This is a genomic window from Gluconobacter sp. P1C6_b, assembly GCF_018811945.1.
In the GTDB taxonomy this organism is placed as follows: domain Bacteria; phylum Pseudomonadota; class Alphaproteobacteria; order Acetobacterales; family Acetobacteraceae; genus Gluconobacter.
In genome coordinates, this window is sequence record NZ_JACRVU010000018.1 from 13,026 (window position 1) to 28,977 (window position 15,952).

General features: G+C 61.8%; 15 protein-coding genes and 1 pseudogene. 12 read left to right on the forward strand and 4 right to left on the reverse strand.

Going from position 1 to position 15,952, the window contains the following annotated elements:
* Positions 1-30: 30 nt before the first annotated feature.
* The 4 genes from KP701_RS11965 to KP701_RS11980 all read left to right on the forward strand — a co-directional run bounded on the left by KP701_RS11965 (position 31) and on the right by KP701_RS11980 (position 3,661).
* Positions 31-660 (forward strand): S26 family signal peptidase, encoded by a 630-nt coding sequence (locus KP701_RS11965; protein ID WP_086646737.1) that lies wholly within the window; start codon positions 31-33, stop codon positions 658-660.
* Positions 661-718: 58 nt separating this feature from the next.
* Positions 719-1,060 (forward strand): DUF736 domain-containing protein, encoded by a 342-nt coding sequence (locus KP701_RS11970; RefSeq protein WP_215747342.1) that lies wholly within the window; start codon positions 719-721, stop codon positions 1,058-1,060.
* The gene (locus KP701_RS11975) at positions 1,057-1,728 is read left to right on the forward strand and encodes a lytic transglycosylase domain-containing protein (RefSeq protein WP_215747343.1); all 672 of its coding nucleotides are present in this window, start codon (positions 1,057-1,059) and stop codon (positions 1,726-1,728) included. Before KP701_RS11970 ends, KP701_RS11975 begins: the two co-directional genes overlap by 4 nt.
* Before the next feature lie 193 nt (positions 1,729-1,921).
* Positions 1,922-3,661: a VirD2 family relaxase/mobilization nuclease gene (locus KP701_RS11980; protein WP_086646725.1), complete on the forward strand. Its 1,740-nt coding sequence runs from the start codon at positions 1,922-1,924 to the stop codon at positions 3,659-3,661.
* A 33-nt stretch (positions 3,662-3,694) separates the two neighbouring features.
* Here KP701_RS11980 and KP701_RS11985 read toward each other — a convergent pair whose 3' ends face one another.
* From KP701_RS11985 to KP701_RS12000, 4 genes are all read right to left on the reverse strand, one after another.
* Positions 3,695-4,168 carry a very short patch repair endonuclease gene (locus tag KP701_RS11985; protein WP_086646724.1) on the reverse strand — a complete coding sequence of 158 codons (474 nt, stop codon included), beginning with the start codon at positions 4,166-4,168 and terminating at the stop codon, positions 3,695-3,697.
* Positions 4,155-5,078 (reverse strand): Eco29kI family restriction endonuclease, encoded by a 924-nt coding sequence (locus tag KP701_RS11990; protein WP_158093047.1) that lies wholly within the window; start codon positions 5,076-5,078, stop codon positions 4,155-4,157. The genes KP701_RS11985 and KP701_RS11990 overlap by 14 nt, the downstream gene beginning before the upstream one ends.
* A 59-nt stretch (positions 5,079-5,137) precedes the next feature.
* Entirely contained in the window at positions 5,138-6,295 is a 1,158-nt protein-coding gene (locus KP701_RS11995; protein WP_086646723.1) for a DNA cytosine methyltransferase, read from the reverse strand.
* 431 nt (positions 6,296-6,726) lie between these two features.
* The gene (locus tag KP701_RS12000; protein ID WP_198943910.1) at positions 6,727-6,876 is read right to left on the reverse strand and encodes a hypothetical protein; all 150 of its coding nucleotides are present in this window, start codon (positions 6,874-6,876) and stop codon (positions 6,727-6,729) included.
* Between the two features lie 173 nt (positions 6,877-7,049).
* On the opposite strand from KP701_RS12000, the pseudogene KP701_RS12005 reads away from it, so the two are divergent.
* The 8 genes and pseudogenes from KP701_RS12005 to trbL all read left to right on the forward strand — a co-directional run bounded on the left by KP701_RS12005 (position 7,050) and on the right by trbL (position 15,951).
* Positions 7,050-9,049 (forward strand): annotated as a pseudogene (locus KP701_RS12005) (conjugal transfer protein TraG).
* Between the two features lie 7 nt (positions 9,050-9,056).
* Positions 9,057-9,488 carry a ribbon-helix-helix protein, CopG family gene (locus KP701_RS12010; RefSeq protein WP_086646735.1) on the forward strand — a complete coding sequence of 144 codons (432 nt, stop codon included), beginning with the start codon at positions 9,057-9,059 and terminating at the stop codon, positions 9,486-9,488.
* 147 nt (positions 9,489-9,635) lie between these two features.
* Positions 9,636-10,640, forward strand: coding sequence for a P-type conjugative transfer ATPase TrbB (gene trbB / locus KP701_RS12015; protein ID WP_086646721.1), 1,005 nt, complete (start codon positions 9,636-9,638; stop codon positions 10,638-10,640).
* 59 nt (positions 10,641-10,699) lie between these two features.
* Positions 10,700-10,993, forward strand: a complete 294-nt coding sequence (locus tag KP701_RS12020; RefSeq protein ID WP_086646734.1) for a TrbC/VirB2 family protein — start codon at positions 10,700-10,702, stop codon at positions 10,991-10,993.
* Complete coding sequence (locus tag KP701_RS12025) at positions 10,993-11,268, forward strand: VirB3 family type IV secretion system protein (protein ID WP_086646720.1); 276 nt, start codon at positions 10,993-10,995, stop codon at positions 11,266-11,268. The genes KP701_RS12020 and KP701_RS12025 overlap by 1 nt, the downstream gene beginning before the upstream one ends.
* 11 nt (positions 11,269-11,279) lie before the next feature.
* Positions 11,280-13,736, forward strand: coding sequence for a conjugal transfer protein TrbE (gene trbE, locus KP701_RS12030; protein WP_086646719.1), 2,457 nt, complete (start codon positions 11,280-11,282; stop codon positions 13,734-13,736).
* A complete protein-coding gene (gene trbJ, locus KP701_RS12035) occupies positions 13,733-14,536 on the forward strand; it encodes a P-type conjugative transfer protein TrbJ (RefSeq protein ID WP_086646718.1) in 804 nt (267 codons plus the stop codon). Before trbE ends, trbJ begins: the two co-directional genes overlap by 4 nt.
* 5 nt (positions 14,537-14,541) lie before the next feature.
* On the forward strand, positions 14,542-15,951 hold the full coding sequence (gene trbL, locus KP701_RS12040; protein WP_086646717.1) for a P-type conjugative transfer protein TrbL: 1,410 nt from the start codon (positions 14,542-14,544) through the stop codon (positions 15,949-15,951).
* Position 15,952 lies beyond the last annotated feature (1 nt).

A 15,952-nucleotide genomic window follows, 5' to 3' on the forward strand; every position in this document is an offset into this window, starting at 1 on the left:
CTTCGCGCGTGCGTTGTCAGGAGATGTATCATGACCCGGCGCGGCTGGTTCTTCGCCACGTATTTCGCCGTGCTCGGTGTAGGCGCCTCGCTGGCGTTTCATACCGCGCCGCGCTGGGTCTGGAACGAAACGGCCAGCGTGCCGGTCGGGCTGTATCGCATCCAGCCCACCGTCCCGGTCCGCGTCGGCGACATTGTCGCGCTCCGCCTGCCCGAGCGCGAGGCGACGCTGCTGGCGACGCGCGGCTACCTGCCGTTCGGTGTGCCGCTGCTCAAGCCTGTGGCAGCACTGGCGGGGCAGAGTGTCTGTCGCATCGGCGTGCATGTCACCATCGACGGCAAACCTGCCGGTGACGCGAAGACCGTCGATCATCGGGGCCGCAAGCTGCCGGTCTGGCAGGGCTGCCAGCATCTCGGACCGGGGCAGATCTTCGTCATGAACGCCGCCGTGCCGACCAGCCTGGACGGGCGGTATTTCGGTGTCCTGTCGATGGATACCGTCATCGGGTGTGCCGTGCCGGTGCATGTGCGCACAGGCGAGGCCGAATTGCCTCCGCCGCATTTCGATCCCCTTCCGGAACCGGATGATTCCGTGAGGAAGGGACTGCTTCTGGGACCGCCCATAGTGCCCGTGAAACAGAGCGAACCGCCGATCGAATGACGGTCGTAAGGCACACGGATTTTCCATCACCCCTATCATTTCCGAAAGGATTTTTCTCATGAGCCAGATCGGATTTTTCACCCGCACCGCCGATGGTTTTGCCGGTCGCGTGCGCACTCTGTCGCTGGACGCAGAACTGACCTTCGTGCCAGCGGAAAACAACGGCGCGGAACATGCGCCGGATTATCGCATCCATCTCGGTGACGGAGACACTGGGTCAGAGATCGGTGCCGGTTGGACCCGCACCGGGGAGCGCGCCGGCGAATATATTTCCATCGTCCTGGATGACCCCAGTTTCATGCAGCCGGTCCGGGCCACGCTGTTCCAGGCCGGACGTGGCGGGCGCGAATGGCAACTGGTGTGGAACCGCCCCGCGAAACGTCCGGGAGGCCGGGAATGAGCCTCCGGTTTTTCCTGTCCGCTGGCGTGCTAGCCGTTCTCGCGCTGCCGTTCTCGCCGGCCATTGTTCGGGCGCAGGGTTTCGATGACCTCGTGCGTCAGGCGGCGGAACGGAATGCGATCCCGGCGATGTGGGTACGGGCGGTCCTGCAAGCCGAAAGTGCGGGCGATCCGCATGCGGTGTCCGATGCTGGTGCGATGGGCCTGATGCAGCTCATGCCGGGCACCTGGAAAGATGTCCGGCGCACGCTCAATCTGGGGGTCGATCCCTTCGATCCACATGACAATATCGCGGCCGGTGCAGCCTATCTGCGATGGCTGCACGACCGCTATGGCGATGCGGGTTTTCTCGCTGCCTACAACGCCGGTCCCGGTCGTTATGACGAGCATCTCGCGACCGGTCGGCCACTGCCAAGCGAGACGATTTCCTACGTGGAATTCGTCACACGGCTGATGAAAAAATCATCGTTTGACCTCCATCTTCCCGCTGCCTTTTTGCCCTTTCCGGCTCGTTCCTGGGTGACGGCTGCGCTCTTCGTTTCCGGCCAGCCCGATGCGTTTCGAGCACCCACGGCACGTCATGTCGCTGCTCCCGAAAATCTCTTCGCAGGACATGCCGGGGAGAGGTCCGTCATGGTCCCACTGAAGGGATCGGATCAGGTCCAGTGAGGCGTGAACCCCCCGGAAAGCCAACAGAAAAGGGAGGGCTGGATAAAAAGCCGCACATCGCGGCTCGGTTGGGGTGTCTGTTTTCCGGGGTTTTTGAAGTCTTGTCGCGAGGTGCGTGGATTTTCCGCACCTCGCGACACGATGTCATCTCTTTGATCCGATGCGATCTTTCGCGCGGTGCGGGACATTTTTCATGAACAGGGATGAGGACTTCCGGGTTCGGCCAGGGCGTCTCCGCTCCACCCGCGCCCGGCAGGCGCGGCCCTTTGTGACGCAGGTGCTGGCGTCCGTGCAGCGGGCCGGTGGCAGGGTTTCCCGCTCGGGGAAAATCAGTGCCGGGCGTCGCTCCACCTTCGGGCGGGGCAGGGCCGCCGTCCATGCGGCCAATCGCCTGCTGACCAGCCGCTCGCGGGGCGTCGTCATCAAGGCGCGCGTCGTGCGCCACGCGCCGCGCGCCACACCATTGGCAGCACATCTGCGCTATCTGCGTCGGGAGGGGGTGACGCGGGACGGAGAGGATGCGCGCCTGTTTGGCAAGGACAGCGATAACATCCGCGCTTCGGACTTCGCGGAACGCTGCGATGGGGACCGGCATCATTTCCGTTTCATCGTCTCCCCGGAGGACGCGCCGGAGATGTCGGATCTGCGGGCTTTCGCCCGCGATCTGATGGGCCAGATGGAATCCGATCTTGGGACGAAACTGGACTGGGTTGCTGTCGATCACTGGAACACCGCCCATCCCCATCTGCACGTCATCGTCCGGGGTGTGGCGGAGGATGGGTCCGATCTGGTGATCGCGCGCGATTACATCCGTGAGGGCATGCGTGCCCGTGCCCAGGATCTGGTGACACTGGAACTCGGGCCTCGCACCGATCATGACATCCATCAGGCGGTCGAGCGGCAGGTAAATGCTGACCGCTGGACCCAACTCGACCGACAGCTTCAGAGGGATGCCGGTGAAGATGGCATCATCGCTCTCGGGCGCGCGCCGGGCGAAACGCCGGACGCCTTCGCCACGGTGAAGCTGGGTCGCCTGCGTCGCCTGGAAACCATGGGGCTGGCGCATCAGGTCGGGCCGGATTGCTGGAGGATGGACGAGAGTGCGGAGGCCACATTGCGGGAGATCAGCGAACGCAACGACATCATCAAACGGATCCATCGGGGACTGGCGGAACAGAAGATCGATCGCACCGCGTCGTCCTGGGTGCTGGCGGGTGAGGACACCACCGATCCTGTGATTGGACGACTGGTCGATCGTGGCCTCGATGACGAACTGCGCGGCACGGCTTATGTTGTCATCGATGGAATTGATGGACGCACGCATCATGTCCGTATGCCGGACCTTGAAGCCGCTGGTGACGGAGCAGTCGGCTCCATCGTCGAACTGCGACATTTCATCGATAAACAGGGCCGTGGCCGTGCCGCGCTGGCCGTGCGCTCGGACGTCACGCTGGAGCGGCAGGTGACGGCGGACGGCGCTACCTGGCTCGACCGACAGGCCATCGCGCGGGAGCCTCTTGCGCTGGCCTCCTCCGGGTTCGGCGCCGAGGTCAAGGAGGCGACGGAAAAGCGCACGGAGCATCTGGTGGAGCAGGGTCTGGCCAGCCACGATGGCGGGGGTATTCGATACGCGCGGAACCTGCTCGCCACGCTGCGCCAGCGGGAACTGGAGATGGTAGGACGGAACCTCAGCGGGAAGTCTGGGACACCGTTTCGGCAGAGCGGCCAGGGTGATCCCGTCACAGGCACATATCGGCAGCGTTTCAATCTGGCGTCGGGCCGGTTCGCCATGATCGATGACGGGCTGGGCTTCGAACTGGTGCCATGGTCGCCCTCGCTGGAAAAGCAGCGCGGACGGGAAGTGTCGGGCATCATGCGCGGTGATGGAGGGATCGACTGGTCGTTCGCGCGGAAACGCGGGTTAGGTCTTTGACTGGGATGAGATGTATGTTGGCGGCTTATCACTTCAAAATAATTGCGTCTTAGGGGCGTCGGTATTCGAAGTGATACATTCTAATTGTTTCTTCGTATTTGTGATCGTGGATTGTATTGTCGAGGGTGTCGTCTGACACTCCCATATTGTTATAACTTTCCAGCCTACCTCCTCCAGGAGAGACTTATTGCGTCGGTCGCGAGCGGCGTTTGCTTCAAGTTTGGGCTCCCAAAATTCTAACCGTGATTTGGGTAGCCGGGCGAGTTTGCAATTCGGATCTGAATGGCGGTGCCAGAAGCATCCGTGGACGAAGATGACCGTTTTCCGAGAACGAAAAACAATATCCGGATGTCCCGGAAGGGATTTGTCATGGAGACGATATCGAAAGCCCGCCGCGTGCAAAGCGCGGCGGACGCGAAGCTCGGGTTTCGTATTCTTCCCCTTTACCAAGGCCATTTGGGCGCTTCGTTCCGGAGAGACGTGCTCTTTCACTTTAATCCGTGCCATCGTCCTCTGGACCTGGACCTCGGAAATTCACGGGTGGTTTAAGCTCTTCCGTCTCCGTCTCAAGTGCAACCGTATCATCCTGCCGAAATGCGACCAGCATTTCCTCAAGGAGTTGCTCGTGACTTCGACGCGGTGGCGTGCGCTCCAGCAATTCGCCAATACGACGCTGAATTTCGCTTGGGGAGAGCGCGTCTTCCTGCTTCTCGTCCGTTGTGTCGGCGGCCCATGCTTTGCCGGGATGAATCACGTGCCATGGTGACCGTTTATTTTTTCGGGTTTTATGGGAATCCCCATGTTTGCTCATGCCCCAGCAGACTTTCGTCTCGCTATTCCATAATGGCCAGAAAGTGGAAATGAGATGTCGTTCGGCGACAAGCTGGGCGTTTGTGGCGCATACCAGACGACGGCATTCGAAATCTTTCAGGCGAATAGGAAATAATCCGTCGGGAAGATGATTTTCATGGGCATGCGCGTCAGCCGCTCGAATGGTTTTCGCGTGCTCTTTCAGTCGAGAGGTAAGTTTCGATCCTTGTTCCCGTGGAGTGCTCGCCTCGGGAGTCTCTGGATCAGCCTTTCCCACGTAGATCGGAGTTTCGGTGTGGCTGATGGCTTCATAGAATGGGTGATCGCCATTGTAGTAGATCGCGTAGACACCGGAACCATAGGCGTCTGGCACGGAGGCGAGCGGCAGCCGTGGTTGAGCCAGGAGAGCAAGGGCGACCATTCGGCCGACTGTTTTGGGATCGCCGGGGTCAAACGACGCCTTTGGTAGTTTAACCGTATCGGTGCTCTCGCGAGCGGTGTCTACTTTCTCGGCGAACTTGGTCAGTCCGTTCCGAAGCTTGCGCGTGGCATGAGCGGGCAGATCGGTGGACGCCAGACGAATTAACTCATCAAGGCCGTTTTCCAAGTCGGCTAATACCTTCTCGGGTGAGCTATCATTTGTCCCGAGAGCCGAGTTTGGCTGCTTCAGGCGGCCCGCCGTGCCCCGTCCGCTCGCGCTAGTAGTCTTTTTAACCAAAGTCCCGCAGCCTCTCCGAGCTGCGCTGGAACGGCGTTCCCAAGTTGACGCATGCTCTCGGTCCATGATCGCGGAAAAACATACGAGTCGGGAAGCCCCACAAGGCGTGCCGCCTCGCGAGTGGTGAAATAACGGACCCCACCATCATCGAGCACCGCCATGTTTTCGCCGCCGGGAACGCCATGATCGCCCGCTTTTAGGGCCTTGGCGGGGAGATCCAGAGGACTGCCGGTGTGTCCAGGGTAAACACGCGCACCTGGCTGATAGACGTGGTTACTCTCGCCGTTGGGCTCTCCGAGACCGAGCAGAGCGTCACGTACCGTAACCCATGGAAGCCCGATAGGTTCGACGTTCGATGCTTTGAGACGAGCCACGCGCGCCGCGTCAACCCCAGTCACGGGAGCGGTCTTCGTTGGGAGGCTATGTCGGGACCAGTACGTTCCCGTTACATATTGCTCCCAAAGCAGCCGATCTCGCGAATGAGTCGGAGACATGGGTTCGGGATTGATGCCAAGACGCGAGGCGATGCCAAAAATAAGGACGCGATGACGTATCTGCGGCGCGCCGTAATCAGCCGCGTTCACGACCTGCACCAAAACCTGATAATCCCCAAGGCGATCGATCTGTAGGAGGCGCTGAAGATGCCCGGCGTAAGTCTCGTTTTCCCGGCGCGTCATGCGCGGATGACGGAGGTGTGACGCGATCCATTCCAAATAGCTCTGGAACTTGGGGCCAGCGAGATTGCGGACGTTCTCGAACAAAAAAGCATCAGGTCGGGTTTCCCGTACCGCGCGAATGGCTTCCGGCCACATGTCGCGATCATCCTCGTGGCCGCGCTTCTTGCCACCGATGCCGAAAGGCTGGCACGGTGGGCCACCAGAAACCACCCTAAGCTTACCCGCGAGGGGTGACCAATCAATGTCTCGGACGTCGGTCTCGCCGCTAATCGGCCATTGCGCCACATGTTTGATGCGTCGCCGCTTATTATGCAGCAGGGTCGCAACAGCCTCGTTATTCCATTCCGCGAGGAGCGCGTGCTCGAAACCGGCGCGGGACATGCCGAGAGCGAGGCCGCCACATCCACAGAATAACTCCGCGCTAAGCATTGGTCTCTCCAAGGGCCAATGGGAGAAGGGGGCCGCCGTTTTCCTGCTCGATAAGTCGCTCACATGCTCGCCGCACAAGCCAAGCGGTCGTCATTCCATACTTGCGCGCGATGCGTGCCATTTCCGCGTGTTGCTGCTTGGTCAGGGTGGCGGTGACCCGATGCGCGTCTTTTCCGTCCTTGCCCATCACATGCTCCGATTCTATCCGCGGCTATCCGCATCTCCTCAATGTTTGGCTTCTCAACGCTCAAATCGCAACCAGAGATTTGAATGATCTCTTTAAAATTTTCATTAGAACATATAGAGAACATGATCAACGTTGGAAGCGGGTCTGGCTATGACGCGGCCTATACCGCACTCAAAGTGATTGTTCTGGATATGGATACCGAGCGGGATCCCGGTTTCGGTAGATCGCGAATTGCGGCATCGGATCAGAGCGTCGAGAACTCGTCACTCAGCAAGCCGTGCCGAATGTGCAGATTGTTCACCGCGTCGATCACACCGTCGAGCTTCCTCTGCTCTTCCGTGTCTTGCTGATCGACAGTGTCGTTAGACCAGAGCAGGTTCCGTGGGCCAGTCATGGCGCGACTCCTTCCGAGGGATATTCCGCGTATGATGGATGGGGTTGTCTGTAGCCCGCAATGCGCAAGTATTTTTTCGCTTCTGCCCGCCACAGTACGACGACCATCGGATCCTGATTGCGTCCCGGAAAATCCCGGTTCTTCGCTGTCTCCCATAACAAGGGGAGGACACGATGGATCAGCCGGGAACACGTATCCAGTGGGGGCAGGTGCTCGTGGTCCTGTCCATGATCGTGCTGTCCTGGTGGACGGCCACACAATGGACGGCCTGGGAACTGGCGTTCCAGCCGGAACTCGGCCGGCCGTGGTTCACGGTCCTGCATCGCTGGCCGGTCTATGCCCCGCCGCTGTTTTTCTGGTGGTGGTACGAGTTCGACGCCTACGCCCCGGCGGTCTTCGCACGCGGCGCCTGGATCGCGGGTTCCGGCGGGGTTCTGGCCTTCGCAGCCGCCGTGGCTCTGTCTGTTCATCGTGCCCGTGAGGCGAAGCGCGCCGCGACCTATGGCTCTGCCCGCTGGGCCGAAGATGCTGAAATCCGCGCGGCGGGGCTGCTGGGCGAAGATGGCGTTGTGCTGGGGAAATACCGCCGGGCCTATCTCCGGCATGATGGCCCCGAGCACGTTCTGACCTTCGCGCCGACGCGCACCGGCAAGGGTGTGGGCATGGTGATTCCCACGCTCCTGACCTGGCCGGGTTCGGCCATCATCCATGACATCAAGGGCGAGAACTGGCAGATCACCGCCGGTTTCCGGAATCGCTTCGGGCGGGTGCTGCTGTTCGATCCAACCAACCCGGCGTCCTCGGCCTACAACCCCCTGCTGGAGGTCCGGCGTGGGGCGTCAGAGGTCCGCGACGTGCAGAACATCGCCGATATTCTGGTCGATCCCGAAGGATCGCTGGAACGGCGCAACCACTGGGAAAAGACCTCCCATGCCCTGCTGGTCGGGGCGATCCTGCATGTGCTCTATGCCGAGGACGATAAAACCCTCGCCGGGGTGGCGAAATTCCTCTCCGACCCCAAGCGGTCGATCGAGGCGACCCTGTCGGCCATGATGCGGACATCGCATCTCGGGGAGGCGGGGCCACACCCCGTCGTGGCGTCCGCCGCGCGGGAACTGCTCAACAAATCGGACAACGAGCGCTCCGGCGTGCTCTCCACTGCCATGTCGTTTCTTGGCCTCTATCGCGATCCGGTAGTGGCGACAGTAACCAGTCGATGCGAATGGCGGATCAGTGACCTGCTGGAGGGTGACCGGCCTGTCTCGCTGTATTTCGTCATCCCGCCCTCGGATATCAGCCGCACTAAGCCGCTGATCCGTCTGATCCTCAACCAGATCGGGCGGCGGCTGACGGAGGATTTATCCGGCCGCGCGGGACGGCGTCGCCTGCTGCTGATGCTGGATGAATTTCCTGCCCTTGGCCGGCTGGATTTCTTCGAGAGCGCGCTGGCCTTCATGGCGGGCTACGGGATCAAGGCGTTCCTGATCGCACAGTCCCTCAACCAGATCGATAAGGCGTACGGCCAGAACAACAGTATTCTCGACAACTGTCATGTCCGGGTGAGTTTCGCCACCAACGACGAACGGACCGCGAAGCGCGTGTCCGACGGGCTGGGGGTAGCCACTGAGATCCGCTCGCAGAAGAACTATGCCGGGCACCGGCTGTCGCCTTGGCTGGGGCATCTCATGGTTTCGCGTCAGGAAAGCGCGCGACCCCTGATGACGGTGGGTGAGGTGATGCAGCTTCCGGCGCGGGATGAGGTGGTCATGGTGGCAGGCTGTCCGCCGATCCGCGTGCGGAAGGCGCGGTATTTCCGGGACCGACGCTTCGTCGAGCGCGTTCTGCCGCCGCCGGATCCCACGCAATTGCCACGGCCCGTGCGACCTGATGACTGGAGTGGCCGCCCGTCTCCTGTCACTCCGCCACCGGAGCAGCAGATGTCGGCGGCGGAGCCTGACAGGCCCGATGATGCCGATAGCGATGAAGCGCTCGGCACGGGGCGGAAGTGGTCGCGCGAGCATGATCCGGCGGAGACCGGCAAACGCAAGCGGCGTGCAGCACCGGACCTTTTTGGCGAGGAGCCTTCGCCGATCCGGAAGCACGGGATCGCGCCAACCTGACACGGATTGCCCGGCAGGCTGGGCTCGACCGTGGCAATGACCTTGGGTTGTGAGGGTGCAATGAGAACATCCCCGAAGAAGGTACGGCTGTCGGTCTATCTGGAGCCGAAACTGCTGGATGCCCTGACCGCGCACGCTACGCGGCGCGATCTCTCCCTGTCCGTGGTAGCGGAAGCCGCCATTGCGTCCTTTCTGTCACCCGATGCCGACGAGCGACGGGAAGCGTCGATGAGCCGCAGGTTAGACCGCCTTGACCGGCAGGTCGCCCGCATGGAGCGCGATCTTGGGATCAGCCTTGAGACGCTGGCTTTGTTCATCCGCTACTGGATGACGGTCAGCCCGCCCTTGCCGGAACCAGCAGCCGCTGCCGCGCGGGCGCAGGGGGTGGAACGCTACGAGGCGTTTGTGGCGGCTCTCGGTCGACGACTCAGCCGGGGGCCGGTCTTTCGGCAGGAAATTCCCGACGATGTGCCTCCAGCGCCAGAAACCTGATCCCGCAATTCGTAAGTAAAAACCGCATCCGGTACGATCCTGTACTATGGCTGGAAAATACTGTTGAAATCGGGAGAAAACAGCACTCTCTAATTGTCCCCGTCGTCGTCCGGAGAGGCCGGATGGCCCGCAGAGACGGGGATTTCCATGGCGGTCACATCGATTGACAGTGGTGCGCGCCAGCGTGGCATGTCCATGCTGCGCACGGCGATGGGACCGGCTATTGCCCGGCACCTCGCTGATCCTGCCATTGTCGAGGTGATGCTCAATCCCGATGGGCGGCTGTGGATTGACCGTCTGTCCGAGGGGCTGGGTGATACCGGGGAGACGATCACATCGGCTGATGCCGAACGCATTGTACGGCTGGTGGCGCACCATGTCGGGGCAGAGGTCCACGAGGCAGCCCCACGCGTGTCGGCGGAATTGCCGACCGGTGAGCGGTTCGAGGGTTTGCTCCCACCCGTAGTGACGGCCCCGAGTTTTGCGATCCGCAAGCCCGCTGTCGCGCTGTTCACCCTCGATGATTATGTCGAAGCCGGGATCATGGCAGCAGGCCAGGCGGCATATCTTCGCCAGGCAGTTGCAGACCGGAAAAACATCCTGGTCGCGGGTGGCACATCCACGGGCAAGACCACGCTGGTCAACGCCCTGCTGGCCGAAGTCGCGAAAACTGACGATCGCGTCGTGCTGATTGAGGATACGCGCGAACTACAATGCCGCGCACCCAATCTCGTGTCGCTCCGCACCCGTGATGGCGTCGCCACGCTATCCGAACTGGTGCGCTCGGCCCTGCGCCTGCGGCCTGACCGTATTCCCATTGGCGAGGTGCGCGGCCCCGAGGCGCTCGACCTCCTCAAGGCGTGGGGCACCGGCCATCCCGGCGGGATCGGCACACTTCACGCCGGCACCGCCATCGGTGCCCTGCATCGCATGGAGCAACTGATTCAGGAAATCGTCGTCACAGTGCCCCGTGCGCTGATCGCCGAGACCATCGACGTCATCGCCGTGCTGTCCGGACGTGGTACGGCCCGTCGCCTGTCCGAACTGGCTGAAGTCGACGGCCTGGATCCCGTGACGGGAGCCTATCGCATCCGGCCAGTCAGCTTGCCCTCTTCCAAAACATCAAGATCTGCCAATGGAGAGTCATCATGAGGCCGCCTTCACGTCTGCGCGCTGTTGCACGTCCTGATCGGCATGTGCCGGATATTCGCATGTTCGGAGCGTCCACGCTTCTGTCGCTAGTTTTTGTGTCGTCAGCCTGGGCGTCCGGCTCCGGCATGCCGTGGGAAAACCCGCTCAACGAAATCCTGGAATCCGTGCAGGGACCAGTGGCCAAGATCGTCTCTGTGATCATCATCACCGTGACCGGTCTGACCCTGGCCTTCGGGGAAACATCCGGCGGGTTCCGTCGCCTGATCCAGATTGTCTTTGGGCTCAGCATCGCTTTTGCCGCCAGCTCGTTTTTTCTGTCCTTCTTCTCCTTCTCGGGCGGGGCGCTGATCTGATGGCGGGCTATGACGATGATGCGGTGCCGGGCTTTCATGTCCCGGTCCATCGTTCCCTGACCGACGCGATCCTTCTGGGTGGGGCACCCCGCGCGGTCGCCATCGCCAACGGCACGCTGGCGGCTGCGATCGCGCTGGGTCTGCGCCTGTGGCTGATCGGCGCGGCATTCTGGATCGTGGGACATACACTCGCGGTCTGGGGCGCCAGGCACGATCCGTTCTTCATTGAGGTTGGACGGCGGCATCTCCGCTATCCCGCCTGGCTGCGGGCATAGGGAGACCGGCCATGATGTCCCTTGGCGAATACCGCAATAGACATTCCCTCCTGTCCGACTTCCTGCCCTGGGCGGCACTGGTCGGGGATGGTGTCGTCCTGAACAAGGACGGTTCCTTCCAGCGCACGGCAAAAATTCGTGGCCCTGATCTGGACAGTGCGACACCGGCCGAACTGGTCGGCGTGACCGGGCGGCTGAACAACGCCCTGCGTCGTCTTGGTTCAGGTTGGGCTGTGTTCGTGGAAGCGCAGCGTGTGCCGGCGACCCTCTATCCCAACAGCGATTTTCCCGATGCGGCCAGTCAGATGGTCGATCTGGAACGCCGGGAGCAGTTCGAGGATGAGGGTGCGCATTTTGAGAGCCGGTATTTCCTCACCCTGGTCTGGTTGCCGCCTGCGGAGTCTTCTGACCGGGCTGCCCGGTTTCTGTATGAGGGCAGGGAGCATGACGGACCCGATCCACATGGCATGCTCCATGCCTTCATCGATCGCAGCGACCGGCTTCTTGCCCTGCTGGACGGATTCATGCCCGAGGCGGCATGGCTGAACGATGGCGAAACGCTGACGTATCTCCATTCCACCATTTCGACACGGAACCAGCGCGTCAGGGTGCCGGAAATCCCCATGCATCTCGACGCCCTGCTGGTGGATCAGCCGCTCTCGGGCGGTCTGGAACCGAAACTCGGGGATGCGTACCTGAAAACCCTGACGATCACTGGGTTTCCCAGCCGGACCTTCCCCGGCATTCTCGATGATCTGAACCGGCTGGCGATGCCTTATCGCTGGTCGACGCGTGCCATCCTGCTGGACAAGACCGATGCGACGAAAGTGCTGACGAAGATCCGGCGTCAGTGGTTTGCAAAGCGCAAGAGCATTGCGGCCATTGTCCGCGAAGTCATGACCAACGAGGCATCGGTTCTGGTGGACAGTGATGCCGCCAACAAGGCGGCAGATGCTGATATCGCGTTGCAGTCGCTCGGTGCTGATGATGTCGGGCAGGCCTATATTACCGCGACCGTGACGGTCTGGGACAGCAGCGCCAACATTGCGACCGAAAAACTCCGTCTTGTGGAAAAGATTATCCAGGGGCGCGACTTTACCTGCATGACGGAAAGCCTGAACGCCGTGGAGGCATGGCTTGGGAGCTTGCCCGGCCATGTTTACGCTAATGTGCGCCAGCCGCCGGTCTCGACCCTAAATCTCGCACATATGATCCCGCTCTCCGCGGTGTGGGCGGGACCGGACCAGGACGTGCATTTCAAGGCGGCGCCGCTGTTCTACGGAAAAACGGCAGGGGCGACACCATTCCGGTTCTCGCTCCATGCCAGTGATGTCGGTCATACCTTGATCCCGGGACCGACGGGGGCGGGTAAGTCGGTGCTGCTGGCGCTGATGGCGTTGCAGTTCCGCCGCTATCAGGGCGCGCAGATATTTGCCTTCGATTTCGGCGGCTCCATGCGCGCCGCTGCGTTGAGCATGGGCGGAGACTGGCACGATCTCGGGGGTGGCCTGACGGATGACGACGCCTCGGGTGTGGACGGTTTTCCCGGTGTTTCACTCCAGCCACTGGCGTGGATCGATGATGCCGACGAGCGCAAATGGGCCAGCGAATGGCTGGGACAGATCATGGTCACTGAAGGGATCGCGCTGACGCCAGACGTCAAAGCATACCTCTGGTCGGCCCTGAATTCCCTGGCGTCATCGCCGGTTCAGGAGCGGACCCTGTCCGGTCTGGTGGCACTGCTCCAGTCCAATGCTCTGAAGCAGGCGCTGGCCCCCTACTGTCTGGGTGGTCCCTATGGTCGCCTGCTGGATGCGGATACCGAACGGCTGGGTGATGCCGATGTGGTGGTGTTCGAGACCGAGGGGCTGATTGGTTCCGGCGCGGCATCATCCGTTCTGTCCTATCTGTTCCACCGCATCGAGGGACGCCTGGACGGTCGTCCGACCCTGCTTGTGATCGACGAGGGCTGGCTCGTTCTGGATGACAGGAATTTCGCTGGCCAGTTGCGTGAGTGGCTGAAAACCCTGCGCAAGAAGAACGCCAGCGTCATCTTCGCTACGCAGTCCCTGTCGGATATCGCCAATTCACCCATCGCCCCGGCCGTGGTGGAAAGCTGCCCGACGCGGATCTTTCTGCCCAACGAACGTGCCATCGAGCCGCAGATTATGACCATCTATCGCGACTTCGGTCTGAACGACCGCCAGATTGCCATCATCGCGCGGGCTGCCTCGAAGCGGGAGTATTACTGCCAGACCCAGCGTGGCAACCGGCTGTTTGAACTCGGCCTCGGTCCGGTGGCGCTGGCGTTGTGTGCGGCCTCCGGCAAGGACGATCACCGGTTGATTGATGCCGTGCTCGCGAAGCACGGGCGGGACGGTTTTCTCCCCGCCTGGTTCGAGGCGCGCGGCGTGTCATGGGCGGCCGATCTTCTACGTGACGATCGCGGATCGGAGGGCGGGCCATGACAGCAAAATCTTTCCGGCCTTCGGCTGAATTTTTCGGTCGCGCGAGCGAAAAACATTTCCGCCGGAGTGTCCTTCTCACTTCTGCAATGCTGGCGGTCGGTGGGACGTTCTCTCCCTTGCGTCCGGCGCACGCGCAATGGGCAGTCTATGACGGGGCGAACCATGTCCAGAACGTGCTGATCGCGGCCCGCACGCTCCAGCAGATCGACAACCAGATCACCTTTCTCGCCAATCAGGCCCAGATGCTGGTCAACCAGGGACGCAATCTGGCGAGCCTGCCGCTGTCCACCTTGTCGACGCTGCAATCAACGATTTCCCAGACGACGGCCTTGCTCGCGCAGGCGCAGAACATCGCCTACAGTGTGCAGTCGGTCGAGCAGCAATACCAGCAGGCTTACACGTCCGTCTCGTCGGGCATGTCCGACAGCGCCCTGTTCAGTCAGGCGCAGACGCGGTGGCAGAATTCCGTGGGTGGGTTTGAGGATGCCTTGAAGCTGCAGGCGCGGGTGGTGGGCAACATCCCCAGTGACAGTTCGGCCATGAGCCAGCTTGTGTCTTCCAGCCAGACCTCCACCGGGGCGTTGCAGGCGGCACAGGCTGGAAACCAGCTTCTGGCTCTGCAATCCCGCCAGTTGTCCGACATCCAGGCGGAACTCGCCGCCAACGGCCGCGCCACCGCCCTGCAACAGGCGCGGGATGCCGCGACGGAAGCGGAAAGCGAGGCGCAGTATCAGCATTTCTCCCAGCATGACGCCTATGTGCCCGGCACGGTGTCCATGTTTGGCAGCAGCGGGAACTGAAGGTCATGGCAATGGGCGACGTTGGCGTTATCGATAGTTTCCTGAACACTTTCACGACCACCATCGATACCGGGTTCGGTCTGGTGAAGGGCAACGTGATCTCGCTGGCCGGAACGCTGTCTGTGCTGGATATCGCACTGGCCGGGCTGTTCTGGGCCTGGGCTGCGGATGAGGACATCATCCAGCGTTTGGTGAAGAAGACGCTTTATATCGGATTTTTTGCTTTTTTGATCAATGATTTTGACCATCTGTCGAAGGTGATGTTCGACAGTTTTGCTCAGCTTGGTCTGAGGGCAGGGGGCGGAACGCTGGCGCTTTCGGATTTCCTGCGTCCCGGTCGTCTGGCGTCAACCGGCTTCGATGCGGCCCAGCCACTTCTGGACTCTGTACATAATCTTCTCGGCCCGGTCGCCTTCTTTACGAATTTCATCCAGATCTTCGTGCTCTGTCTGTCCTGGCTGATCGTGCTGGCGGCGTTCTTTATTCTGGCCGTGCAGCTTTTTGTCGCCCTGATCGAATTCAAGCTGACCACGCTGGCAGGATTCGTGCTGATCCCCTTCGCCCTGTTCAATCGCACCGCCTTTCTGGCCGAGAAGGTGCTAGGAAATGTCGTGTCCTCGGGCGTGAAGATCATGGTGCTGGCGGTCATTTCCGCCATCGCTTCGGTGCTCTTCAAGCAGTTTACGACGTCCTACGGCGATGCTGTTCCCACGGTCGGACAGGCTACCTCAGTGGTGCTGGCCTCGCTCGCGATTGTTGGGCTCTCCATTTTTGGCGGCAGCATTGCCAATGGGCTTATCTCCGGCGCACCCCAGCTTGGAGCAGGGGCCGCCGTTGGCACTGGTATGGCGGTGGGCGCGATGGGCGCTGCGGCGGTCGCCGGTGTGGGAGCCGTCGCTTCTGGCGGTGCCGCAGCCGTKGGCGCGACCGCCGCTGCTGCACGTGGCGGGGCTGCGATCGCCGGGGCCGCCACGTCAGCCTATTCGGCCGGAGCCGCTGGCGGCGCGGGCAGCATGGCCGCCGGCATCGGAGGCATGGGCCGGGCTGTCGGCGGGAATATCGCGAATGCGGCAAAAGGGGCGGCCTCGCGTGCAGGCACATCTCTCAAGGAAAGCTACGCCGCCGGCGGTCGATGGGCCGCGCGCGGGATGGGGGGCGACAGTCCAACGGGCGATGGCGGTGACGGCAGTTCATCTGGTGGTGGTGGTGACCCCACGGGTAGCGGCCCTGCCGGTTCTGGTCCGTCTGGTCCCGATGGCGGTTCCGGTCCGACAACCGGCGGCGAGCCACCGCGCTGGGCACGGAGCATGAAGCGCCGCAATGCTGCCACCCATGCCGCCGAGGCGGCTCATGTCATCCGCTCCGCCGATGGCGGAGGCGGGTCGGCGTCCATCGATCTCTCGGAAAAGGAATAAA